The sequence below is a fragment of the Pseudoalteromonas ulvae UL12 genome (assembly GCF_014925405.1).
GTDB lineage: Bacteria > Pseudomonadota > Gammaproteobacteria > Enterobacterales > Alteromonadaceae > Pseudoalteromonas > Pseudoalteromonas ulvae.
Window position 1 is genome coordinate 107,677 of record NZ_AQHJ01000019.1, and the last position, 23,951, is coordinate 131,627.

Annotated in this window: 26 protein-coding genes; 5 read left to right on the top strand and 21 right to left on the bottom strand. The window is 41.8% G+C overall.

Features of this window, described 5'->3' with window-relative positions; all coding sequences use genetic code 11:
- The first annotated feature begins 192 nt into the window (after positions 1–192).
- Positions 193–2,031 carry a GGDEF domain-containing phosphodiesterase gene (locus PULV_RS01085; RefSeq protein ID WP_193330655.1) on the top strand — a complete coding sequence of 613 codons (1,839 nt, stop codon included), beginning with the start codon at positions 193–195 and terminating at the stop codon, positions 2,029–2,031.
- On the opposite strand, the gene PULV_RS01090 is transcribed toward PULV_RS01085, so the two are convergent.
- From PULV_RS01090 to PULV_RS01105, 4 genes are all read right to left on the bottom strand, one after another.
- On the bottom strand, positions 2,017–3,138 hold the full coding sequence (locus tag PULV_RS01090; protein WP_193330656.1) for an ABC transporter substrate-binding protein: 1,122 nt from the start codon (positions 3,136–3,138) through the stop codon (positions 2,017–2,019). The genes PULV_RS01085 and PULV_RS01090 overlap by 15 nt on opposite strands.
- A gap of 114 nt (positions 3,139–3,252) precedes the next feature.
- Entirely contained in the window at positions 3,253–4,437 is a 1,185-nt protein-coding gene (gene hmpA / locus PULV_RS01095) for an NO-inducible flavohemoprotein (protein ID WP_193330657.1), read from the bottom strand.
- 20 nt (positions 4,438–4,457) lie between these two features.
- Complete coding sequence (locus PULV_RS01100) at positions 4,458–5,684, bottom strand: NnrS family protein (RefSeq protein WP_193330658.1); 1,227 nt, start codon at positions 5,682–5,684, stop codon at positions 4,458–4,460.
- A 1-nt stretch (position 5,685) separates the two neighbouring features.
- Entirely contained in the window at positions 5,686–5,955 is a 270-nt protein-coding gene (locus PULV_RS01105) for a hypothetical protein (protein ID WP_086745872.1), read from the bottom strand.
- A 213-nt stretch (positions 5,956–6,168) separates the two neighbouring features.
- On the opposite strand from PULV_RS01105, the gene norR reads away from it, so the two are divergent.
- Positions 6,169–7,749, top strand: coding sequence for a nitric oxide reductase transcriptional regulator NorR (gene norR / locus PULV_RS01110; RefSeq protein WP_193330659.1), 1,581 nt, complete (start codon positions 6,169–6,171; stop codon positions 7,747–7,749).
- 301 nt (positions 7,750–8,050) lie between these two features.
- A complete protein-coding gene (locus PULV_RS01115; RefSeq protein ID WP_193330660.1) occupies positions 8,051–10,681 on the top strand; it encodes an ExeM/NucH family extracellular endonuclease in 2,631 nt (876 codons plus the stop codon).
- 70 nt (positions 10,682–10,751) lie between these two features.
- Here the strand turns inward: PULV_RS01115 and PULV_RS01120 are convergent, their stop codons facing one another.
- From PULV_RS01120 to PULV_RS01130, 3 genes are all read right to left on the bottom strand, one after another.
- Complete coding sequence (locus PULV_RS01120) at positions 10,752–11,204, bottom strand: nuclear transport factor 2 family protein (protein ID WP_227009327.1); 453 nt, start codon at positions 11,202–11,204, stop codon at positions 10,752–10,754.
- A gap of 40 nt (positions 11,205–11,244) precedes the next feature.
- On the bottom strand, positions 11,245–11,952 hold the full coding sequence (locus PULV_RS01125) for a hypothetical protein (RefSeq protein WP_140372896.1): 708 nt from the start codon (positions 11,950–11,952) through the stop codon (positions 11,245–11,247).
- A gap of 115 nt (positions 11,953–12,067) precedes the next feature.
- Positions 12,068–12,364 carry a hypothetical protein gene (locus PULV_RS01130; RefSeq protein ID WP_086745869.1) on the bottom strand — a complete coding sequence of 99 codons (297 nt, stop codon included), beginning with the start codon at positions 12,362–12,364 and terminating at the stop codon, positions 12,068–12,070.
- 378 nt (positions 12,365–12,742) lie between these two features.
- Here PULV_RS01130 and PULV_RS01135 point away from each other — a divergent pair, with 378 nt between their 5' ends.
- Positions 12,743–13,147, top strand: coding sequence for an RNA-binding S4 domain-containing protein (locus tag PULV_RS01135; RefSeq protein WP_086745868.1), 405 nt, complete (start codon positions 12,743–12,745; stop codon positions 13,145–13,147).
- Here the strand turns inward: PULV_RS01135 and PULV_RS01140 are convergent.
- From PULV_RS01140 to PULV_RS01205, 14 genes are all read right to left on the bottom strand, one after another.
- Positions 13,131–13,922, bottom strand: coding sequence for a hypothetical protein (locus PULV_RS01140; protein WP_086745867.1), 792 nt, complete (start codon positions 13,920–13,922; stop codon positions 13,131–13,133). The genes PULV_RS01135 and PULV_RS01140 overlap by 17 nt on opposite strands.
- A gap of 120 nt (positions 13,923–14,042) precedes the next feature.
- Positions 14,043–14,297 (bottom strand): 30S ribosomal protein S17, encoded by a 255-nt coding sequence (gene rpsQ / locus PULV_RS01145; RefSeq protein WP_086745866.1) that lies wholly within the window; start codon positions 14,295–14,297, stop codon positions 14,043–14,045.
- Positions 14,297–14,488, bottom strand: a complete 192-nt coding sequence (gene rpmC, locus PULV_RS01150) for a 50S ribosomal protein L29 (protein WP_009839226.1) — start codon at positions 14,486–14,488, stop codon at positions 14,297–14,299. Before rpmC ends, rpsQ begins: the two co-directional genes overlap by 1 nt.
- Positions 14,488–14,901 (bottom strand): 50S ribosomal protein L16, encoded by a 414-nt coding sequence (gene rplP / locus PULV_RS01155; RefSeq protein ID WP_086745865.1) that lies wholly within the window; start codon positions 14,899–14,901, stop codon positions 14,488–14,490. The genes rpmC and rplP overlap by 1 nt, the downstream gene beginning before the upstream one ends.
- Before the next feature lie 12 nt (positions 14,902–14,913).
- Positions 14,914–15,618, bottom strand: coding sequence for a 30S ribosomal protein S3 (gene rpsC / locus PULV_RS01160; protein WP_086745864.1), 705 nt, complete (start codon positions 15,616–15,618; stop codon positions 14,914–14,916).
- A gap of 12 nt (positions 15,619–15,630) precedes the next feature.
- Entirely contained in the window at positions 15,631–15,963 is a 333-nt protein-coding gene (rplV, locus tag PULV_RS01165; RefSeq protein ID WP_086745863.1) for a 50S ribosomal protein L22, read from the bottom strand.
- 11 nt (positions 15,964–15,974) lie between these two features.
- A complete protein-coding gene (gene rpsS, locus PULV_RS01170) occupies positions 15,975–16,253 on the bottom strand; it encodes a 30S ribosomal protein S19 (protein WP_004588689.1) in 279 nt (92 codons plus the stop codon).
- 15 nt (positions 16,254–16,268) lie between these two features.
- Positions 16,269–17,093, bottom strand: coding sequence for a 50S ribosomal protein L2 (rplB, locus tag PULV_RS01175; protein ID WP_086745862.1), 825 nt, complete (start codon positions 17,091–17,093; stop codon positions 16,269–16,271).
- Between the two features lie 17 nt (positions 17,094–17,110).
- Complete coding sequence (rplW, locus tag PULV_RS01180) at positions 17,111–17,413, bottom strand: 50S ribosomal protein L23 (RefSeq protein WP_086745861.1); 303 nt, start codon at positions 17,411–17,413, stop codon at positions 17,111–17,113.
- Positions 17,410–18,015 carry a 50S ribosomal protein L4 gene (rplD, locus tag PULV_RS01185; protein ID WP_086745860.1) on the bottom strand — a complete coding sequence of 202 codons (606 nt, stop codon included), beginning with the start codon at positions 18,013–18,015 and terminating at the stop codon, positions 17,410–17,412. Before rplD ends, rplW begins: the two co-directional genes overlap by 4 nt.
- Positions 18,016–18,029: 14 nt before the next feature.
- On the bottom strand, positions 18,030–18,665 hold the full coding sequence (rplC, locus tag PULV_RS01190) for a 50S ribosomal protein L3 (RefSeq protein ID WP_086745859.1): 636 nt from the start codon (positions 18,663–18,665) through the stop codon (positions 18,030–18,032).
- A 27-nt stretch (positions 18,666–18,692) separates the two neighbouring features.
- Positions 18,693–19,004 carry a 30S ribosomal protein S10 gene (rpsJ, locus tag PULV_RS01195; RefSeq protein ID WP_086745858.1) on the bottom strand — a complete coding sequence of 104 codons (312 nt, stop codon included), beginning with the start codon at positions 19,002–19,004 and terminating at the stop codon, positions 18,693–18,695.
- Between the two features lie 492 nt (positions 19,005–19,496).
- Entirely contained in the window at positions 19,497–19,784 is a 288-nt protein-coding gene (locus PULV_RS01200) for a hypothetical protein (protein WP_086745857.1), read from the bottom strand.
- Positions 19,785–19,845: 61 nt separating this feature from the next.
- Positions 19,846–22,770, bottom strand: coding sequence for a TonB-dependent receptor domain-containing protein (locus PULV_RS01205; RefSeq protein WP_086745856.1), 2,925 nt, complete (start codon positions 22,768–22,770; stop codon positions 19,846–19,848).
- A 334-nt stretch (positions 22,771–23,104) separates the two neighbouring features.
- On the opposite strand from PULV_RS01205, the gene PULV_RS01210 reads away from it, so the two are divergent.
- Complete coding sequence (locus tag PULV_RS01210) at positions 23,105–23,869, top strand: LytR/AlgR family response regulator transcription factor (RefSeq protein ID WP_086745855.1); 765 nt, start codon at positions 23,105–23,107, stop codon at positions 23,867–23,869.
- The last annotated feature ends 82 nt before the right edge of the window (positions 23,870–23,951 follow it).

Sequence of the window (23,951 nt, forward strand, 5' to 3'; positions counted from 1 at the left end):
GAGCGTACAAATTAGTCCAATTAATCACTATCAATTTCACCCTTTTGTATATAAAACATAGCTCAGTATCAGAGACTCTCTTTGATCGAAATCATCAATTGAATAAACAAGTTCAAACTTTAAAACTAAGCATTTTGAGCTAAAGTTAAAAATAGCCTTTTGATTTTAACCTTTTATTCTTAGGACAATTTCTTGGATAATATCGCCATCAGACTTGTTTACGCGAGTGTGTATCTACTCACTGCGCTGATCATTTTCTTTCAGCTAAAAAACCGTAAAGATCGCAACTTGCTTTTTGTGCTTGCCTGTAGCTTCTTAGCTCTTTATTGGTACGTCATTTCATTTATGCTGATAGTGCCGATACACTCTTCGTACTTACCCCAATTCGGACGGGTTATTTTTCATATCGGTTTATTCAGTTTTGTCTGGGCCTCTTTATTAAGAAATTACTCGCCAAAATGGCTCAAGGCTTTAGCTGTTCTGGATTTATTTATTTATTTCATTGATGTGCTGAGTTTAGGGCCTACTTTATCTTTTGTTTATTATGTCGCCAGCAGCCAACTTATTATTGCCATTAGCTTTTTTCTACGATCAGCCAAGCGAAACTCGGCCGACATCGTACTTGTCTTTTTATTTGTGCTATCTGCTATGATGGTCACTTTTCGCCAGCCACTCGAACAGCTATCACCTTTAATTAATTTATCAGGCGTCGCATTGATTAATGTCTCTGTGTGTTTTGCATTATTTGGTAGCTCACTGTTAGATTATCAACAGGAAATTTCCAAACTCATTAACAGCGACACCATCTCTAATCTGCCAAATAGACGCGCCCTTTTTAAAGAGTTAAAAAAACGAGATGGGCAAGGCAGCTCTTATCACTTGCTGATTGTAGAGTGGCAAGGGCTAAAAGAAATAACCCATGATTTTGGTTATAGCATCACAGATAAAACCCTTGGTCTGCTCAGTAAAAAAACGCAACAACTAACCCTACCAATTCAGTGGTATAATTTGAGCCTGACTCAATGGGTTATTTTATTTGAGAACAATGAAGATCAAGTTAACATCATCACAGAACAAGTTACTCTCTTAGTTCGCCAAGCCTTTAAAATTGAGCAACACGAAGTGCGGTTAAAAACACTTTTCGGGTTTGCTCCTGCAAGCTTAACGAATTCTTTTAGTGATAAAATTCAGCTAGCTCAGCTGCATTTGAGCCAAGCAGACAAAACCAATCATATCAATGCGCTCTTTCCTGTTTCAAACAACCTGCTCTCTCACTCTAAGCAGGAACAAGCGCTGGAGCAAAAGCTCAAATTAGCCATTCAGAATGAAGATATCAGCATTGCTTATCAGCCCAAATTTTCAGCATCAAATACCGAGTTGATGGTGGGATGTGAAGCGCTCGCACGCTGGCAAAGTGACGGGCAATGGATCTCTCCCGGTATCTTCATTCCTTTAGCTGAACGATTTAATTTAATTAGTCAAATCGACTTAATTGTTCTCAAAAAAGCATGGCAATTTGCGGCAAGCTTAAAGCGTGAGGACTTTCGAGTCGCAGTTAACTTTTCATCTGTGAATTTTAATTATGAGGTTGATTTATTCTCAATTGTTAAAAACCTAGCTGAACGCTACCAACTGCCTTATCAAGTATTAGAAATCGAAATTACTGAAGCTGCGATGGCGAATTCCGACTATGTCGTAGCACAATTAACACAGCTGCAAAGCTTAGGGATAACGGTCGCGATTGATGACTTTGGTACGGGTTTTTCGAGCCTGTCACAAGTAAATAAACTCCCTTTTGATACCCTCAAAATCGACCGAGCATTTATTCAGGCTCTTCCTGACCATAATGCCATCGCACGTTTTGTATTGCAGCTTGCACAAGAATTAAAAGTCAACGTAGTTGCCGAAGGCGTCGAAACGCATCAACAATTAGATTGGCTCATCGCAGAGCACTGTGATGTTATTCAAGGATTTTTATTAAGTAAGCCCATCTCTGAACAAGCTCTTAAAGAGCTGTTATTTTGCAAGTGAAGTGTTTGAAGGTTTTAAATTACTCACTATTTTTTCAACACTAAACTGATAACCAGCATTAGCCTGGTTTTGTAAACTAAATTGCCTAAAGTCAAAATCAATCCATGCATTTTGATTCTGTTTCATTAAGGGAAGTAAAGAAGCAACATTATCTTGATTAACAAGTTCAAGCTCAAAAATAAGCTGTTTGCTTTTTGAGTGTGACCAATATGGAATACCCTGCATGTGATCAGCAATACTTATCAATGCCCAAGCGCCCATCATAAAATGCCCGCCAACGGATGCTGACATCTCACCTTGAATGATTTTCTCTAAAGATGGATTGAGCCAATCAAAGCCACCGATAAACACATCTTTATTGACTATTAGCCCTAGCTCTTTACTCGCTCTAATTGCACCATACCCCATCAAATCGGAAGCACTCCAGATCATTGCTGTTTTAGGGTAACGTTTTAATAACTTGAGGGTATTTTGATAGGCTAATTGTTCAGACCAACTTGCGTAGACAATTTGCCCCAAACTGACAGCCTCAGATTGAGCAACACTCTCTAATAACCCTTGGTTACGCGCCAGCGACTCCTGTCCATGGTGCCCACTTAACCCAATCACAGTTGCGGACTCAGTGTGATGTTTCTGATATTGACGAATCAAATCACTCGCCAATAATTTACCCGCCTGTTGATGATCGTAAAAAATCTCTCCTAGCCAGTAGGTAAAATTTTCACCTGGCAGCCCTACTTGTGTGCGCTCTTCATCTAAGATATTGTTTTCTAGAGTAATAAAAGGCACTTTATATTCCTCAAGCAGCGACATCATAGGTTTAGCCCCGCCAGGGTAGTTCATGAAAATCACATAATCTGGTTTTTTCTGATATTGCAAATACCGCCTTACTTCATCAAACTGAATTAAACGATTGCCACCACCATAAACAATATCAAGTTGAATATCTAAATCAGCCGCAGCAGCTTGGGTGATCATTTCCGTTTTGAGCCAAAAAGGTTCGTTAATTATTGAGGGATTCACAAATAATACGGTAGGTTTAGCTAAAGCAGCAGTAGAAGCAGCAAAGCTTATAAAAACAAACCAAACGATGAATTTTCTAAACACGTGCAAGCCATTTTGAACGGAGAGTAATTTTTATCTAACTACCATCCGTTACAAAAGTAAAGTTGTACGCCATAAAAAGCCGCCAAAATACGATTGATGGCGGCTATTTATCGACTAATGGTCAAATATATTTGCGTGCGGGCCGAACACTTCATAATGAATACGAGAAGCTGCGACCCCAAGCTCTCTAAGTTGCTGATAAGCAAACTGCATAAATCCTATTGGCCCACAAATATAAAAGTCACCCAGCTCAATTGGTAACGGCACTGCATTTAACTGCATAGTGCCATGGCGTGCATTTTCAACATGTTCATGCTGATGCCATATATAATGGGCTGCATTTAATTGCTGACATAAGGCTTGAGTATTTTGAGCAAAGCTCTGCTGCGCCAATGAATTACAAGCATGTAAAAAAGAGACTGGAAGCTTATACTCTTGCTTGGCAAGCGTATCTAACATCGCCATCATTGGTGTAATTCCGACTCCCGCAGAGATTAAAACCACAGGCGCATCACGGTCCACCAAAAAGAACTCACCCGATGGCGGATATAATGTGACTTCATCGCCTAACATCAGCTCATTATGTAAGTAATTAGAAACCACACCTATAAATGGCGTGTTTTCACGTTTTACTGAAATGCGATAACTCTCGCCATTACTCGCTTGAGATAACGAATACTGTCTGATCTCCTTAAATTCTGCCGTTGGAATTTTCACCTCAATCCCAATATATTGACCACTGACATAATCCAATACCGGCAATCCATCTAACGGGGAAAAAGTAAAGCTTGTCACCAGTTCAGACTCAACCTCTTTGGCTATTAATTTGAAAGCTCTAGGGCCTCGCCAACCACCAGCAGCATTGCTTCGCTCTTGATACAACTGAGCCTCACGCTCTATAAAAATACCGGCTAAGACTTGGTACGCACTTTGCCATGCCGCTAATACGTTTTTAGGGAAACTCTCTGGTGCTAACTCATCAAGGGTTGCCAGTAAATGCTCACCTACAATCGCGTAATGTTCAGCTTGAATATTTAAGCTAGTATGCTTTTGTGCGATGCGTTCGACAGCACCTATTAGCACACTCACATTTTCAATATTTTTAGCATACGCAGCAATAGCCTCAAACAAAGCCAGTTGCTGACGGCCACTTTTCTGATTGCTCATATTAAATATGTGCTGCAATTGTGGATGATGAGAAAATAAACGTTGGTAAAAATGCGCAGTTAACGCTGGGCCTGCACTTTCCAGTACTGGTATCGTGGTTTTAATAAGCCCCAATTGCTGTTCGCTTAACACAAATAAACTCCTTAACTCAATTATGACTGACGTGGTTGCGTCAAAATAGGTAAATAAACAACACAGAACATCGTAAATGCGACACCCCATAAACACGCACTGACAACCCAAGCTGCGGGGTGTAAATTCAGTACGCTCAAAAAGAATCGGCTCAAAGTGGCCATTAGCATCCACATGAACCCTAAGCTAATCGCCCCTCGGACAACGAGCGCTCGGCCGGTGTGCCCTAAAGAGACACGGCTCATCATGGATAAAATCATCAATCCGATTGACCCTAACGTAATCACATGTAGGCCAGTGCTAAAAGAAAAGTACGAATGGAAATAGCTACTACCAAGCAAGATAAGCCCCACAGCGAGTAGCAAATACGCCAAATGCAAAGACCACAATAAAGGAATCGACATCACCTTATGAGGATACCAAAACACCATACGCGCCAAATGCAGGCAACCGACTAACAGTAACCACACGCCAGCACTCACTGTTAACGTAAAAAAATAACTCATAAAAAAGCTCACGGTCCCTGCCAATGCAACCCAAGGCAACAATCGCTCTAACCATTTAGGGGCACTTTTATCCTCCAATACAATCCCTTCTCGAGCACAGCCACTGCGGGTGAAAAAGGGGATCACTCGCCCACCTAATAACGCAATTAAAATAGTGAATAGCAGCACGCAGGTGCGCATAATATGAAGTGCAAAACCGACATACCCCGAAACATCTGCAATCAGCGCAGCTAAATTCGCCAACATCAGGACAGTTAGCAAACCAATAAAGACATAATTACGACGATTTTTGGTTTCAATAATCGGTCGTGCAAACTGGACAATGACCCAACCCCACCATAGCACCTGTAAAATAATCACCAAAAACGCCTGCTCAGCCTCAACACTCCAAAAGCTAATGCGAATGATGCACCACAAGAAAATCAGGCCAAGTAAATGAGGAGCTGCAAGTGTTTTTTGCCCTGTCCATGTCTGCACTGCAGTCAATAAAAATCCTGCTGCGACGGTTGCAGCAAAGGCAAAAATCATCTCATGACCGTGCCAGACTACCGGTGTGAGTAGCAACCTTGCGTGTGACACACCTCCAAATAGCACACCTAACCAAACAGCTAAGGCCGCAATTGAGCCAAAACTGGCCATTAAAAACAGTGGCCTAAACGCCATGCTCAACAATGGATGATCCCAACCAGTTTGCGCGACGTGCAGATTCTCTGCCCCATTGGGCATCACCAACTTACTCATATCAGAATTCTCTGCTGCCAAGGTTATACAAAGCAAAACAACGTAAAACGTATGCCAATTTAAAAACACCAGCAAAAACAATGGTCAGTAAATGCGCGGCAATTTGGCTATACAATGAAAAAAACTCTGCGTAGCCATAGCTAATCACTAAGCACAAAACAGTGAGCGATAAATTGATGATCATTGCCCAATTAGCCCACACTAAACAACGAGAAAGGAAAGCTGGCTGAATACTGCCAGGCTGCTCATGAATATGAATCTGCGATATCATTACGACGCTCCTAAATAAATATACCTAGCTATAGCAATCACAATGCCAATCTCGAAATAAAAATCAAATCGTTAAAAAACAATAAGTTAAATGCAAATCAAAAACTAGAAGAGTCATTTTGACCTCGCCAAAAAAGAGTCAAAGTGACTCTTATGTTTATTTTTGCAAAAACTGCTACACTTGGACCACACTCTTTGCTCCTTGAATAGCGCTATGACTTCTCTTTCGCACAATGCTTTAATCGAACTTGCACTGGATTTGACGCAATCACTCAATAGCGCAGATCGCTTTGACCGCCTGCTCGATACTATTCGTAAAACTATTCATTGCGACGCGATTGCGTTACTGCTTTATCAAGATTCATTACTCAAACCTCTTGCGATGCAAGGGTTGAGTAAAGAGACACTCGGACGACGCTTTATCCTTAACGAACACCCAAGATTTGAGCGGATTTGCCAATCAGAGTCACCAACTCGTTTTAGTAGTGACTGCTCTCTACCAGATCCATATGACGGCCTTTTACGAGACAGTGAAGATGATTTGCCTGTGCATGCTTGTATGGGATTACCTTTACACGCGAATAATCAGCTGATCGGTGTCCTCACGTTAGATAGCCTCAGCCCTGGCATATTTGACCAAATACCAGAACGTGTCCTTGCTATTATTTCGGCCATGGCCTCCGCCACTCTCAATACAGCAATTCATTTAGAGCAGCTGGAGCTGCAAGCGCAACATAACAAAAATGTTGTCGCCGAGCTGACCCAAGAAGCGTGGCAAAAAGATGGTGGCGAAATCATCGGACAAAGTCCGGTGATCACAGCACTCAAAAATGATATCCAAGTGGCAGCGTCCTCCGATCTCACCATTCTTATTACAGGCGAAACTGGCGTTGGCAAAGAGTTGGTTGCCCGCACGCTCCATCAAGCATCTCATCGCCACCATGCGCCACTGGTTTACGTCAATTGTGCAGCCCTACCTGAAAACCTGATTGAGAGTGAGTTATTTGGCCATGTAAAAGGAGCATTCACCGGCGCGTTAAAAAACCGTGCGGGTAAATTTAATTTAGCTGATGGCGGGACGTTATTTTTAGATGAAATCGGCGAACTACCACTACTGGCGCAAAGTAAGCTGTTAAGAGCATTACAAAATCAGGAAATTCAACCAGTTGGTCAAGACCATATTCACAAAGTCAATGTGCGAGTCATAACCGCAACCAATCGTGATTTGAATGTCGAAGTACAAGCAGGACGATTTAGAGCCGATCTCTTTCATCGTTTAAGTGTTTACCCGATTGACGTGCCACCGCTGAGAGAGCGTGTCGGTGATATCCCCATCCTTGCTGGTTTTTTTGTTGAACTAGCCAGACGCAAATTTGCAGTTAGCCAATTTAAACTCTCACCTCAAGTAATTATTAACTTAAGTCAATATTCTTGGCCTGGTAATGTCAGAGAACTCGAACATGTCATTAACCGTGCGGCGTTAAAAGCGCGCGCCCGTAATCCTCAACAACCGATCATCACTTTGCAACCCGAAGATTGCACCGACTTGCCTGCCGATTTATCAACGCACTCATCAGAATTGGACACTCCGACTTCCCCTGAGCTCAGTTATACCTTGGGTCACTCTTTGAAAGAAGCAACTGAGCACTTTCAACGGCAAACCATCTTAAATGCATTAGTAAAACACCATGGCAATATTGCAGCGACGGCACGTGAGCTATTAACAGATCGAGCCAACTTGACCAGACTGATTAAACGCTTAGGAATAAAAATCAATAAACAGATATCACTGTAATAGTTATTGCAATAAAAGCATCAATACACGTATTTAAAATCCCTTCAACAAAACACCTGATGGCGCAATGCATATAGAGCTTGCGCCCACCCTGTCAAATAAACTGAATTCACAAGTTAAATTAATGCGCATTTACGAATAAATAAACCTGCATTAAATAATTGGTAATCTAACTCATTCACTTGTGCCCAAATTTGCGCATTATGTAATAAAAATGTAACTTGGTGTTTTTACACTAGCAGTTCCATTTATGGGGCTTTACTTTCACGCAAATAACCTTGTTGGATAACAGGAACAAATCATGACAATTATAAAAATGGCACCTTTGGCAGCGCTCATCGCTGCCAGTGTTGCACCCGTTCACGCTAATATATTTATTTCAGAATATGTCGAAGGAAGCAGTAATAACAAAGCGATTGAATTGTTTAATCCAAGCGAATCAACAATTGATTTAGCCAATTATCAACTCAAATATTATTTCAATGGTAAAACTGACGTTGGTTACACCATCAATTTAACAGGTGAGATCCCGGCCAAAGGAACCTTCGTTGTTGCTCACTCGAGCGCGGCTGCTGATGTATTGGCACTCGCAAATCAAACAACGGGTGGGAGCTGGTTCAATGGCGATGATGCCATCACACTTGAAAATAATAACGCTGTAATTGATAGCTTTGGTCAGGTTGGCTTTGATCCTGGCTCTTACTGGAGCAACAATGATGTTCGTAGCCAAGACCGTTCGCTTCGTCGTGCAAGCTCAGTCAATACCGGCCGCACTGATGCAATGGCTGAATTTATTATTGATGAACAGTGGGAAAGCTTCGCGAAAGATGACTTCTCAGGTTTAGGGCAGCACGCCGGCGGAAATGGTGGCACCGATCCTGTCGAACCGGTTGAGCCTGTTGTTTGTGGTACAGAAGCGACCCGAATTCATACCATTCAAGGCCTCACTGACATCAGCCCTCTTGATGGGCAAGTTGTTGAGGTAGAAGCTGTTGTTACGGCTGATTTCCAAGCAGATAATCAATTAAAGGGCTTTTTTATTCAGGCGTTAGCCAATAACTTTGATAACGACCCTATGACCTCTGAAGGCCTGTTTGTGTATCACCAAGCTGACGATGTCAATGTCGGAGACTTAGTGCGTATTCGCGCTAAAGTAAAAGAAGCTTACAATGCCACACAACTCAGCAATGTCTCTGACTTAGCTATTTGTGGAACAGCCACCAGCGAAGCTGTAACCGTTAACTTACCAGTAAACAACGCAGCCGATCTAGAAGCATACGAAGGCATGCGCGTTGTATTCACTCAACCATTAGTCGTGGCTGATAACTATGGTTTAGGCCGTTATGGCGAATTAAAGCTTGCAACTGAGCGCCTTTACCAATCGACACAAATTGCCTTACCAGGTGATGCTGCAAAAGCTGTCATGGCTGATAACGCAAGAAAAATCATCGTCCTTGATGATGGTTCAACCGCACAAAATAGTGACCCGATAGCTTACCCATCACCGGAGCTTGATGCATACAATACTTTACGTTTAGGCGACCAAGTCACCAATATTGAAGGTGTGATGACTTATAGCTTTAACCAATATCGCGTTCACCCAACGAGCATGCCAACGTTTGTAACAAACAATCCTCGCCCTGAAACGATTGAATTACCAGAAATTGGTGACTTACGTATCGCCAGCTTTAACGTACTAAACTACTTTAATGGTGATGGGCAAGGCGCAGGATTCCCAACTAGCCGTGGTGCTGATTCAGCCCAAGAATTTACTCGCCAGCGTGATAAAATCATCACAGCCATTTTAGCGCTTGATGCTGATGTGATTGGCTTAATGGAAATGGAGAACGATGGCTTTGGTGAATTCAGTGCGATTCAAGACTTAGTGAATGGCCTCAATGCCGTTGCTGGAGCTGGAGCTTATGCCTTTGTTAACTTTAATGCCGAGCAAGTAGGTACTGATGCCATTATGTCAGCCATGCTGTATCGTACAGATCGCATTGCTGAAACAGGAACAGCGGCATTTACCACAGCAGTCCCATTCGATTATGGTAACCGTCCACCTATGATGCAAAGCTTTACTGATATTCGTCATAATGATGTCTTTTCGGTGGTTGTGGCACATTTACGCTCAAAAGGCAGTTGTTCAAAAGCAACCGATGGCGATATCGATTCAGGCGATGGCCAAGGTTGCTGGAATGCCACACGCGTTCAAGCTGTTAATGAATTAAGCGCATGGGTTGCAACACAGCCAACTGCTGTTGATGACGCGGATGTGATTATTCTTGGCGATATGAATGCTTACGCATTAGAAGATCCTATCTTTGCCTATGAAACTAATGGTTACACCAATCTGAAAAAACTAATCAATGGCAACACACTTGATTACTCTTATGTCTATCAAGGATTAATGGGCAGCCTAGACCATGCATTAGCGAGCAGCTCAATGGCCGAGAAAGTCACAGGGATTGCTGATTGGCATATCAATGCAGATGAACCCATTATTCTAGACTACAACACTGAATATAAGAGTGATAAGCACCAAGCAAGCTTATATGCCAATAATGCCTATCGCGCATCTGATCATGATCCAATTGTGATTGAAGTGAAAACCAAAGTAGACTCACCGGCATTTGAAGGTGAAATCACTAATATTTCTGGTTGGTTTTGGTGGAATAGCTATCAAATTGATTTACCTGCAGGGTACGACAATTTAAGCATTAGTATTGGTGGTGGCACAGGTGAAGCGGATTTATATGTTCGCCAAGGCAAACAAGCTAGTTTCTTTAAATATGATTGTCGCCCGTATGTTTGGGGCAATGAAGAAACCTGTGAATTTAATGCGCCAAAAGAAGGCAAATGGTTTATTCGCACTCGTGGCTTTTTACCTTACTCAGATGTAACGTTAAAGTATAAAGCAACTAAAAACTAAGTTTTCAACAGTCAAAAGGCTTCTATACGAAGCCTTTTATTCTGACGACATTCAATTAGAACAACCTTTTTTAGCGCATAAATGTTACACGCTTTATCAAGCCATCCTCCACTTCATAGGCTGCAATCACTTTAATACTGCGATCAACCTCTCCAGCAGTTTTACTACATGACTGTGCTAATTCGTGATCAACTAAAAAACGCCCTTCAATCATTCGCACTAAAGACGAAGCATGCAAACATTTTAATTCCGCAAATTTTTTACCGTAGCGTTTGATTAATTCATCCTTGCCTTGATATTGCAGCCCACCAGGAAAACGATGAATTTCAACATCGTCATGATACGTGGCAGCAAAGGCTGCAATGTCTTGGTTATTATATGCTTGCAGCTGTAAATCAACGATCGCTTGGGTGTGTAACGCTTGCTCAGTGAGTGGGTTGCTTTGTGCGCTTACATCAATGCTGGGGTTCAAAAGAAATCCTGCAAGCATTAACCCGACCCCGTACTTACTCAATCTTATCATGGCTGCTCCTCATCAAATTAGACGCAAAACTATAACAAAGTTATTCGCCATAAATAATCAGTAACTCACAATTAAGTGCCGGATTTGTACTGTTGAGTTTAGGTGTAAATATATCGGCTGCTTTTGGGCCGAAAAATGTCGGTTTTTCGCCTTGGCTAAAGTGGTAACGTTGAATAATCGTCTCATGCTGCTCTAATGTGAGATAGCGCTGATCAAATTGCCATTGGCCACTGAGCTTAATGATTGAGAACTCTGATTCTGATTCATTATTTTTTGTAGAATTAAGTAATTCGTATTCATAAACAAAGTCACCATTTTTCGCAAGCTGCAACACGCCATCAGCGGTATTGCAATATTGGGTTCGGATATAGCTCGGCATGACATAATCATTTACCACCACTGGGTTTTTTACATACAGCCCTATGTTATTGCCATTATAAAAATGCTTTCCTTGTGCAAAGCGATAGATATCCGCTCGTTTAAACCCTTTGTCGCTTAATAGGTTTTCAATCTTATTTAGTAATTGAGACTGATGAAAACCAGGATTGACAGCTAACGATGTTTCGTCAAATTCACTCGGGATCTGTACAGCGTCGCTCACAGTTACTTGCGCTTCTAATGTATTAAGTTCGCTGATCAAAGGCGCTAACTCTTCGCTCGAGTAACCTTGGCTAATAACATAAATATGAGGTGTTTGCGTGCACGCGGTTAACACTAGCAGCATAATCGGCAATATATATCGATTCAAATTATATCTCCCCACATTGATTACAAGTGTAATCCAATATGAAAACTTGATATTGCCAAGAAAAATGTTTGTAAAAAAGGAGCATGACGCTCCTTATTTCAATAACAGACAGAGGTTAAATAAGAATGGACCCACCGTTGTCTTCTATCCATTGATTAACTTGATCGGTGTTATACATTAACTCATTAAATAAACGGTGTTTTTGAGCTTGTAGTTGTGGTTCGCAAGGAGATTGCTGATATAGCAACTTGGCATGATTGTCGTTAAAGCGAGTCATTAATTCAAAATTAGCTTGGCTTTGAGTTGGATCCATTTTCATCGCTAGCGACAATGCTTGTCTCACATCTTCTGCTGTGGTCAACCCTTGCGCATTACCCATTAATTCTTTTTTTAGTGAAAGTCTGATCCCCATGCTTCACTCCTCTTCGCATTATGATTGTTACTGTTGTCAGTACTTAATTAAGACCGTCTTAATTGGCCTAAAGCAAGTTTTACTCCAACTCTTAAACTTTATTATTCTATGCTTCGGCCTCTTTTTACGCCGATTCAGCTTAAGTGTAAAGGTACAGGGTTGTAACAATTTATGTGTACCTACTCATTTAGTGCACACTTACACGCTTATGGACAAATTGAACTTTCCCTTACGGAATGGCGCATCATAAAGATCACATATGATCATCCGATGACAACCTCGATAAATATTAAAAAACCAACTTAACTTTTACGATACTGAGATTGCATCAGGTATAATCTTTCAACTTTGACCCTTTACTATAAATTGAGTTCCACTATGTCAGACGAAAATATCATTATTGAGCTAGAAGAAGAGCCGATAGAATTGTGTAAATTGCTTAAGGTTCTCGATTTAGTGGAAGGTGGCGGGCAAGCAAAAATGCTCATCGCCGATGGGTATATTGGTTTGAACAATGAAACCTGCTTGCAAAAACGCAAGAAAATCTATGGTGGAGATTTACTGCATTTTGATGGGGAAACATTCGAAATTACCTTAGCCGAAGGCGTCACGCCTGCTGAGCGCCCAGTGCAAAACTTAGCCTATCAAGCTAAGCCTGAACCAGTCAAAGCGACCACCAAATCGCCGCAGAATAAGAAAAAAAGTGCCCAACAATCCAACAAGCAGGCTAAACCGAAAAAGCCCGGTAATGGCACTGGCCGTAAACCTATTTCGTTTGGCTAACCCGACTCCATTTTTCCATGCTTTTTTCAAGTAACACCTGATCGTCTGACTTTTCGCCGGGGCAAAGCCTCGGCCCTCCTTGCGGCATCCCTGATTTACCAAAGACAGTGGCCAGATCCACGTCGTAACACTTCCCTCTCCACTTTTCGACTCGTTTTGCTCCTCCTGCACTGACTGCAATAATCTGGCTACTTTCCTCTCTCATATCTTCTCTTGGCACGGTTATTCGATCATTAATCGTCATTTCTTTTTTGGATTTATGATTAGGGTAACCGAATGTCACCTTTTCTTTATTTGAAAAGTCACCTGTCGATATTTGAGGTAGCCTCTTATAAGGGTTAAGCTTTTTGAAGTCACTCTGTCTCGTGTCAATCGCGTTTGTTTGCGTAGCCACACGTGTAGATTCATTGTTTGTAGTGACATCACTCAACGTTGATTTTTCTCTTACTGAGGATTTTTTATCCTTTAAATGAGCTTTTTGTGATTTGATATTATTTAGTTTTTTATCTGTCGTTGTAGTGACATCACTATTTGGTGTCGCTGTATCTTCTTTGCTAATAACCCGGTCAGTAAAAGACTGCACATTTTGCGGCGTGGTTTTTGTAGGTGAAGGTGTCAAATTGGGTAAGGAAGCTAGATTAACCGTTACATACGCTTTCATCTTAGGTGCAGCCTCGTGGTACAAGACTGGCAATCGCATGGTTAAAATCGCAGCAATGAGCAGAGCATGAAGCCCTATTGAAACGGCCCATGAACTGTAATTCCTTTTATGCACAATACCTCCTTCCCATTAAGTGATTATATGAGTATGAAAATATTGCTTTAGTTCCATATTTTAGGCATTAAAAAGCCCCACCAGATGGCAGGGCTTTTTCAGTTAAAAGTTAATTAAAAATTAACCTTTAGCTGTTTCGATAACGTCAACTAACGTCCAAGACTTAGTCTTAGAGATAGGTGCACATTCGCGGATTGTTACCACGTCACCTGTGTTAGCTACGTTTGCTTCGTCATGTGCGTGTAACTTAGTTGTACGCTTGATGAATTTACCATAAATTGGGTGCTTCACCTGACGTTCAATAGCAACAACGATAGACTTGTCCATCTTGTCACTTACTACACGGCCTTGAAGAGTACGGATTGCATCGCTCATTATTGACCTGCCTTCTGGTTAATAACTGTTTTAACACGCGCGATATCGCGACGTACTGTTCTTAGCAAATGAGTCTGAGCTAATTGACCAGTGCTAGACTGCATGCGCAAGTTGAATTGCTCACGAAGTAAAGCTAAAAGTTCAGTGTTTAACTCTTCAACATTTTTGTCTTTAAGTTCACTAGCTTTCATTACATCACCGTCCGAGTTACAAAAGTTGTTTTGAAAGGTAATTTACGAGCAGCTAGGTCGAATGCTTCACGAGCTAATTGCTCAGAAACACCTTCCATTTCGTAAAGTACACGGCCTGGCTGAATTTCAGCAACCCAATACTCAACGCTACCTTTACCTTTACCCATACGAACTTCTAGTGGCTTTTCAGTGATAGGCTTATCTGGGAATACACGAATCCAGATTTTACCTTGACGCTTAACGTGACGTGTCATAGCACGACGAGCCGCTTCAATTTGGCGAGCAGTCATACGACCACGACCAGTTGCTTTCAGACCGAAAGTACCGAAGCTTACTTTGTTACCGTTTTGTGCAAGACCACGGTTGCGGCCTTTATGCACCTTACGGAATTTTGTACGTTTTGGTTGTAACATTATTCGCTACCTCTACTTAGCACTTTTACGGGCTTTCTTCGGTGCACGTGGTTTGGCTGGCTTCTCTTGCTCTTGTACTAGTGGTAAACCACCAATAACTTCGCCTTTGAAGATCCAAACTTTAACACCGATGATGCCGTAAGTGGTTAAAGCTTCAGAAGTTGAATAATCAATATCTGCACGAAGAGTATGTAGAGGTACACGACCTTCACGATACCACTCAGAGCGTGCGATTTCAGCGCCGCCTAAACGACCACTAACTTCAACTTTGATACCTTTAGCACCAATGCGCATTGCATTTTGTACCGCACGCTTCATCGCGCGACGGAACATAACACGACGCTCAAGCTGAGATGCGATGCTATCTGCAACCAATTTAGCATCTAACTCTGGCTTACGTACTTCAGAAATATTGATCTGAGCAGGTACACCAGCCATTTTAGATACCGCTAGACGTAGTTTTTCAACGTCTTCGCCTTTTTTACCGATAACAACACCAGGACGAGCTGTGTGAATTGTTACACGGATAGATTTAGCTGGACGCTCAATAACGATCTTAGATACAGAAGCAGCTTTCAATTCCTTAGTAAGGTATTGACGTACTTTGTGATCGCCGAAAAGCATCTCAGGAAAATCTTTAGTATTCGCGAACCAGGTAGAAACCCAAGGCTTAGATATACCTAGGCGAATACCAGTAGGATGAACTTTTTGTCCCATTACTTATATCTCCTAGTTATCTGAAACCACAACAGTGATGTGGCTTGTACGCTTAAGGATGCGATCAGCGCGGCCTTTAGCACGTGGCATAATACGTTTCATTGTAGGACCATCGTCCACAAAAATCGTAGTTACACGAAGCTCATCAATGTCGGCACCTTCGTTATGCTCCGCGTTAGCGATAGCAGACTCAAGTACTTTCTTAACTAATACAGCCGCTTTTTTAGGGCTATACGCTAGGATTTCAAGCGCTTTATCTACTGGAAGTCCACGGACTTGATCAGCAACTAAACGCGCTTTTTGCGCCGAACCAGAGGCGAATTTATGTTTAGCTAATGCTTGCATTTATCAACCCCTTAGCGTTTTTTCGCTTTCTTATCAGCAGCGTGGCCGCGATAAGTGCGAGTAGGTGCAAATTCACCTAGTTTATGACCGATCATTTCGTCAGATACGAACACAGGTACGTGTTGACGACCATTATGGACAGCAATGGTCAATCCGATCATGTTAGGTATGATCATTGAACGACGGCTCCAAGTTTTAATTGGCTTCTTTTCACCGCTTTCCAAAGCTTTCTCTACCTTCTTCAGCAAGTGTAGGTCTATAAAAGGACCCTTCTTGAGAGAGCGTGGCATGGCTATTCCTCAATATTACTTAGTACGACGACGTACTATAAATTTATCAGTACGCTTGTTTTTACGAGTCTTAGCACCCTTAGTCGGTTTACCCCATGGAGACACAGGATGACGACCACCAGATGTACGACCTTCACCACCACCGTGTGGGTGATCTACCGGGTTCATGGCAACACCACGAACTGTCGGACGAACACCGCGCCAGCGGTTAGCACCAGCTTTACCAAGCGAACGAAGCATATGTTCTGCGTTACCTACTTCACCTAGTGTCGCGCGACAATCAGACTCAACTTTACGAACTTCGCCAGAACGAAGACGTAGAGTGACGTATTGACCTTCACGAGCAAGGATTTGTACGTAAGCACCTGCTGAACGTGCGATTTGCGCACCTTTACCAGGCTTTAATTCAACGTTATGAACCGTTGCACCGATTGGCATATTGCGCATTGGTAATGTATTACCAGGCTTAATTGGTGCATCAACACCAGACTGGATAGAATCTCCAGCTTTTAAACCCTTAGGTGCAATGATGTATTTACGCTCACCGTCTGCATATAATACAAGAGCAATGTTTGCGCTACGGTTTGGATCATATTCAAGACGCTCAACAACAGCTGGAATGCCATCTTTGTTACGCTTAAAGTCTACTACACGGTAATGATGCTTATGACCACCACCAATGTGACGAACCGTGATACGACCGTTGTTATTACGACCACCTGACTTAGAGTTTTTCTCTAATAGTGGTGCAAATGGTTTACCTTTATGTAGATCTGGGTTAACCACTTTAACAAGGTGACGACGACCCGCAGAAGTAGGTTTACACTTTTGAAGTGCCATAATTCTAACTCCCCTTATTACTCGGCGCCGCCGACAAAGTCTAGCTCGCTACCTTCTTTAAGAGTAACGTAGGCTTTCTTCCAGTCTGAACGACGACCGAAACGCATACCAGTACGCTTAGTTTTACCCTTAACGTTTAGAGTGCGAACACCTGTTACTTCAACTTCAAAAAGCTTCTCAACTGCAGCTTGTACTTCAGCTTTAGTTGCATCTTTAACTACTTTAAAAACAATAGTATTGTTTGTTTCAGCGTTAACAGTGCTTTTCTCAGAAATATGTGGGGCTAGTATAACCTTTAATAAACGCTCTTCACGGATCATGCTAACGACTCCTCAAGTTGCTTAACTGCAGCAGCAGTAATAAGAACCTTATCGAATGCGATTAGACTTACTGGGTCGATACCAGCTACATCACGTACGTCAACCTTATAAAGGTTACGAGAAGATAAGAATAAGTTCTCATCAACTTCTTCAGTAACGATTAGTACGTCTTTTAGCTCTAACTCTTTTAACTTAGCAACTAAGTGCTTAGTTTTAGGAGCTTCAATACCAAAGCTTTCAACTACAATTAAACGCTCTTGACGAACTAATTCAGACAAAATGCTTTTAATCGCACCGCGATACATTTTACGGTTTACTTTTTGGCTGTGATCTTGCGGCTTAGCTGCAAACGTCACACCACCCGAGCGCCAAATTGGGCTACGGATTGTACCAGCACGCGCGCGGCCAGTACCTTTTTGATTCCACGGCTTTTTACCGCCACCGCTTACTTCAGAACGTGTCTTCTGAGCACGAGTACCTTGACGAGCACCAGCTGCAAAAGCAACTACTACTTGGTGTACTAGAGCTTCGTTAAACTCACGTCCAAAAGTAGCTTCGGAAACTTCAAGAGCGCCTGACGCGTCTTTCAATGTTAATTCCATCACTAATCTCCGACTTAAGCTTTAACAGCAGGTTTAACGATCACGTCGCCGTTGATTGAACCAGGAACTGCACCTTTAACAAGTAGCAAGTTACGTTCAACATCAACACGAACAACTTCTAGGTTTTGAGTCGTTACACGCTCAGCACCCATGTGACCAGCCATTTTCTTACCTTTGAATACTTTACCAGGTGATTGGTTTTGACCAATTGAACCCGGAGCACGGTGAGAAAGTGAATTACCATGAGTAGCGTCTTGCATGCTGAAATTCCAGCGCTTAACACCACCTTGGAAGCCTTTACCTTTAGAAGTACCAGTAACGTCAACTTTAGTTACGTCATTGAATAATTCTACTGTAATTTCGCTACCAACTTCGAAGCTACCTTCGTCGCCAGATAGACGGAATTCCCACAGACCGCGACCCGCTTCAACGCCAGCTTTAGCGAAGTGACCCGCTGCTGGTTTGTTTACGCGGCTTGCTTTTTTAGTGCCTGCGGTAACTTGAAGCGCGTTATAACCGTCAGTTGCATCAGTTTTGATTTGTGCAATGCGGTTAGGAGTTGCTTCGATTACGGTTACTGGGATAGATACGCCATCTTCAGTGAAGATACGAGTCATGCCCACTTTACGACCGACTAGACCTAATGCCATTTTCCTAAAACCTCTCTAATCTTACGATTAACCCAGGCTGATTTGAACATCAACACCAGCTGCAAGGTCTAGGCGCATTAGAGCGTCTACAGTCTTGTCAGTTGGTTCTACGATGTCGATCAGACGTTTATGGGTGCGGATCTCATACTGATCACGCGCATCTTTGTTTACGTGCGGTGAAGTAAGTATTGTAAAACGCTCGAAACGTGTAGGTAGTGGAATTGGACCACGTACCTGAGCGCCAGTGCGTTTCGCTGTTTCCACGATTTCCAACGTTGATTGGTCAATCAAACGATGGTCAAAAGCTTTTAGGCGAATACGAATGCGTTGATTTGACATTCTATTTAAACCTCAAAAAAAAAGAGCATTTTAAAAAGAGCATAAAAAAACATCCGAAACATACTAATTAGATTAGACGTCGGGTATCTCTTTATTTCTTACCGTTGAACTCCAAATCGGAGCTCCTGATTATTAGCTTGAAATCCAAGCTACATAGTTCTTTCCACAGATACTCAGAGAACTGGTATTTATGAAAGCCTGCGTATTATAGGGAAGTTGGTGATAAATGCAACAGTTTTATTAGAACAAGTTTGAAATGGCTATTTTGAGGAAGAAGAAAATGAGGGGGGATAAGTCCCTCATTTGGTCCTAAGAAAAATCGCCATGCGATTTCAAGTTACTGTATTAGTTCGGTTGTTATAATAAAACCGCGAAGTGTCTAGAGGAACATACAAAGTGATAAACGGAATGATAACTTTTAATAGTACATATTAATTGGGGTATTTATTAGCCTAAATAAAGCCATCAACCCGCTATTGCATAATCCAGATTTTAGTTATCTCTTGTAACTCCAGATTTTTGCAGTCGTTGTATTGCCCGATCAGCTTCTATTTTATCTTTTTTCATTTGCTCCGACGTTCGGCAGACTTTGGTCTTTTTATTGCTGCCTGTCCGTGACATCATTTCACATCGAATACCCAACTCACTTTCGGTGAGATTTGTGTTCGATGCTAATAAGGCTTCATTTGCATCTTGTTTTTTTCTGAACATATCCTGCGAAGACTCACAACCACTTAACAGTAAACCAAAACCGGTAACTAACAGCACTGATAATTTCATATTTAAAACCTCCTTTTAAATCAAATGGGGGGTCTCCCCCCCCTTTTTAATTAAGTGCAAATTAGAATCTAACTTGTGCTCTCATATACATGTATCGCCCGACGATGTCGTAGGTGGAAACATCTGTGTTTGCACCAAAGGCTGAGTAAACAAATGGTGGCTCTTGATCAAATAAGTTATCAACACCAAGTGTGACAGTTAAATGATCAGTTACAGCGTAATTACCCTGTAAATCAACCACGACGTTCGACTCTACAGTACGTTCAAATGGTGCAGTCCACCAACCTTGCTCTACCTCTACCACGCTATCGATGTAACGAGTAGTTAAAGTAGCGTCAAAGTCATCAAGTGACCAACCAATAGTGAAGTTCGTTTTTAGTTTTGCGAAATGACCATCATGATCCCCTTCAAAACGACCGACATGATCGATTGTTTGAGAAGCTAAGTGCTTGTCATACTCTAAAAGATATGTCCCATCTAGGCCTAAACGCCAATCACCAAAGCTAGACTCAAATCTGTAACGTAGATCAAAGTCAACACCTGAGGTATCGATTCCACCCACATTCACAGCATAGTCATCAACCGTTTTAATATTACCTGGTATCGCACTGTCTGATTTAAAGCGGTCAATACGATCACAGTAGTCACCATTATTAAAGCAACCATCTAAAGTACTTTGTGTACCAACAGTAGATAACGCGTTTGTAAGCTGAATTTCCCAATAATCAACGCTCATTGAGAAGTTTTCAAAAAACTCAGGCGTATAAACAAAACCCAATGTTAGAACATCTGCAGTTTCTGGCTCAAGTACAACTGAACCACCCCAGTTAACTGCACCACCTGTATTACTCGGTATTTGCTCAACGCCTCCAGAACTATAACCACTTTGTGGTACGCCTGTTGACACACAGTTAGCCCAGTTTGGTGAGTTTCGGACAGCTTGATAATCAGCTGGGTTAGAGTAAGTATCTGCATCACAAGGATCTGAAGCTTCAGGGAAACCAATAGCAGATCCACCCACTAAATCGTCAATCGTTGGCGCTCTAAATGCATCAGAAACTGTTGCACGCACTAATAAAGACTCGACAGGCATCCATTTGATCCCGATTTTTCCACTCGTATTACTACCAAAGGTATCGTAATCAGAGTATCGGAATGCGGCATTCACTTCCAACATATGTGCCATTGGTGCTTCATCAAAAATTGGGATGATGACTTCACCGAACACTTCTTCTACGTCATATCCACCTTTTGTTGATACCGCACTACCTGCGGTAGTGATACCACCAAGAATGAGTGTATCAGGCTTGTAATATCCTGACTCTTTGCGTTTTTCATAACCTGCGGCAAAACCAACAGCACCCGCAGGCAAGTCAAATAAATCACCAGAAACAACAGCCGATAGAACCTCTTGACGATTTTGTCCTAATTCAGTGGTATTGTATGCACCTGAAATGTATTGCAGCATATCAGGCGAGATCTCTGAATCTGTGCCAGGCTGACCAAAAATATTCAACGGTACACAGCCATCAATCACTGCGCCATCTGCATTCAAACAGACCATTTGAGAACCATTGGCTTCAACAAGAGGATTCCCATTAGCATCAGTTATCAAAGCGCCGTTTTCATCTAACCAACCAGTAGGACCAACAGCTTCAGCCACTCTGTCTAAATTAAAATAACCTTCGGCACGCTCTACCGAATCACTTTGCCCATAGTTATACGATATTTCCCAATCCCAGCCATTATCAAAGACACCATTAAAACCAACTACAGTTCTAAAGGTTTTATAATCACGGAAGTTTGCGCGACCACCCGTCTCTAACATACGACGACGCCAATCATTTAATGTGTAAGAATTACCATCAGCATCTTTTGGGCCTTGCGTACGGTTATAGTAGTTATCAGGTGAATAGGGTGCTGCTGTCTGGAAAAAAGCCAGTGGAGCTAAAGGCTCTGGAGCTATAAGTCGATCACCATTTGTCTGAACATAACTTGCTTCAGCAAAAGAGTTAACCTCTCCTAAAAAGCCAAACTCGCCTAATAAGTAGTTAGCGAATACATTTGCATATTTGCGAGAACTAGGCGTTTGAAGGTAATTAACAGGATTATAATTGAAAGCATCTGTTGCGCCACTGTAATCGCGCCACGAACCAAACTCAGGACCTCGGGTAACATTGGTATCAGCATTCGGAGCTTCTGGGTTATTAGCTGAGCCTGGAGCACCATCTACATGGGCCCATGGTGGAGCCGACGATCCACCTTGTTGAGTTGAACCATCAGGATAAGCGCGTAATTCGTATTCAGAAAAACTTCTATCACCTTGGAAAGCATCACCTTGATCATTATACCCTAATGCAAACACAACATTACCGCGATCACTCGATGCACCAAAGGTGAAGTCTATACCTTTTGATTTCGCATCACTTTCACCACTTTGCCCAGCATTAACTTTAACTTCAAAGCCTTCCATATCAGTATGGGTAATGATATTAACCACACCAGCAATAGCATCAGAACCATAAGTGGCAGATGCACCATCTTTTAATACTTCAACACGTTTAACAATCGAAGTTGGAATAGTATTCAAATCAACAGATGCATTGGCTCCACTACCACCAGCAACAACTCGGCGACCGTTAATGAGAACTAAAGTTCGTTCATCACCAATACCTCGTAGTGAGAATCGGGTACTTGAGTCTCCACCATTATTTGTTTGTGTGTTTACAGCTGCACCGGCAGACGAGGTGAGGTTCTGTAATAAATCGCCGACATTATTGACACTCATTTTACTAATAGCTGCCGCATCTATGGTTGTTACTGGGTTTGCACCTTCCATATCCGTTCGCTTTATGCGAGATCCTGTTACTTGAATTCGCTCTACTGCATCGACACCTTCCTCAGCAGCATGAACATTAAAGCCTATGCCAGCAAACAACGCTGAGCCAATTGCTAGATGTAACGTTGATAACTTTAAGTTAAACATTTATTTCTCCCTGGATTATTATTTTTAACAATTTTTACAAATTGTCGCGACTGACAAACTAATCACAGAGTTCAATTGTTTCTATCGATAATACGCAAAAGGAGTCGTTTGAATGCCCAAAGGTTGGTTATATGGGATCAGCAATAAAAATGTAAGATTAATACCTTTAACTATTAACAAACCATTAAAAACATAGGGTTAGTGAATAAGTAACCACTTGCATTTTGTTACAATCGTTTACTTTATAGGTTCGAAATTTAGTTTATCTTAGCAACATGAATGTTATATTTTTCTGCTCTGAGTAGAAGCAACAACTCATCTTAAAGGAATAAATATGAAAAAATTCAGTGTAGTAATAGCCGAACCCTCAGAGTCTATTCGTCGGCAATTGCAAGAATTACTCAAGTCACATCCTCGTTTTGAAGCGCTAACCCTTGCTTTTGATCTTCAAGAGGCCAAAGACATTTGTGATTCAATGCAGGCTGACGTGCTTTTTATCAGTAAAAACATGCTACAACAATCAACACTAGCCAATACTCAGGCTAATTTGCCCTTTCATACTTTGACTGTGTGTATGTCAGATTCTATTGATTATGCAGCACAAGCATTTGAGCATGATGCGATTGACTATTTGGTTCACCCGATAAGCCCTGAGCGCTTTAATAAATGTATTTCAAAGTTATCCGCAAGACTTGGTACGTTTAACTTGGAACCCTTACAACAAATGCAAGGCTTGATTAAAACGATGCAATTTGCTACTCAAGCAAAAAAAGTTGATCCTTTGATTATTAAAGAATCTGGCCGGATTCGAATTGTCGAACATGACAGCATTATGTGGGTAGGCGGTGCGGGTAACTACGTAGAGTTGCACCTTATCGATGAAGACCGACCCATTCTCTATCGCGAAACACTGACAGAAATGGCTAACAAACTAGCCGACTTTGGTTTTGTTCGAATCCATCGTTCAATCATCGTTAAAAAGCACTTCATTAGTGAGTTAAAGCCGACAGAAAATGGGGATTATCTCGTCACACTTAAGAATGGTACACCGTTAAACTTTTCAAGACGTTACAAACAAACAATGTCTGAAATATTTTGAACTGAGCCCACAACCTAGCAAAGGCTCCCATTTTATCGGGTGAAAATCACATTAGCCTTTTAAGGTATTGAAATACCAGCAC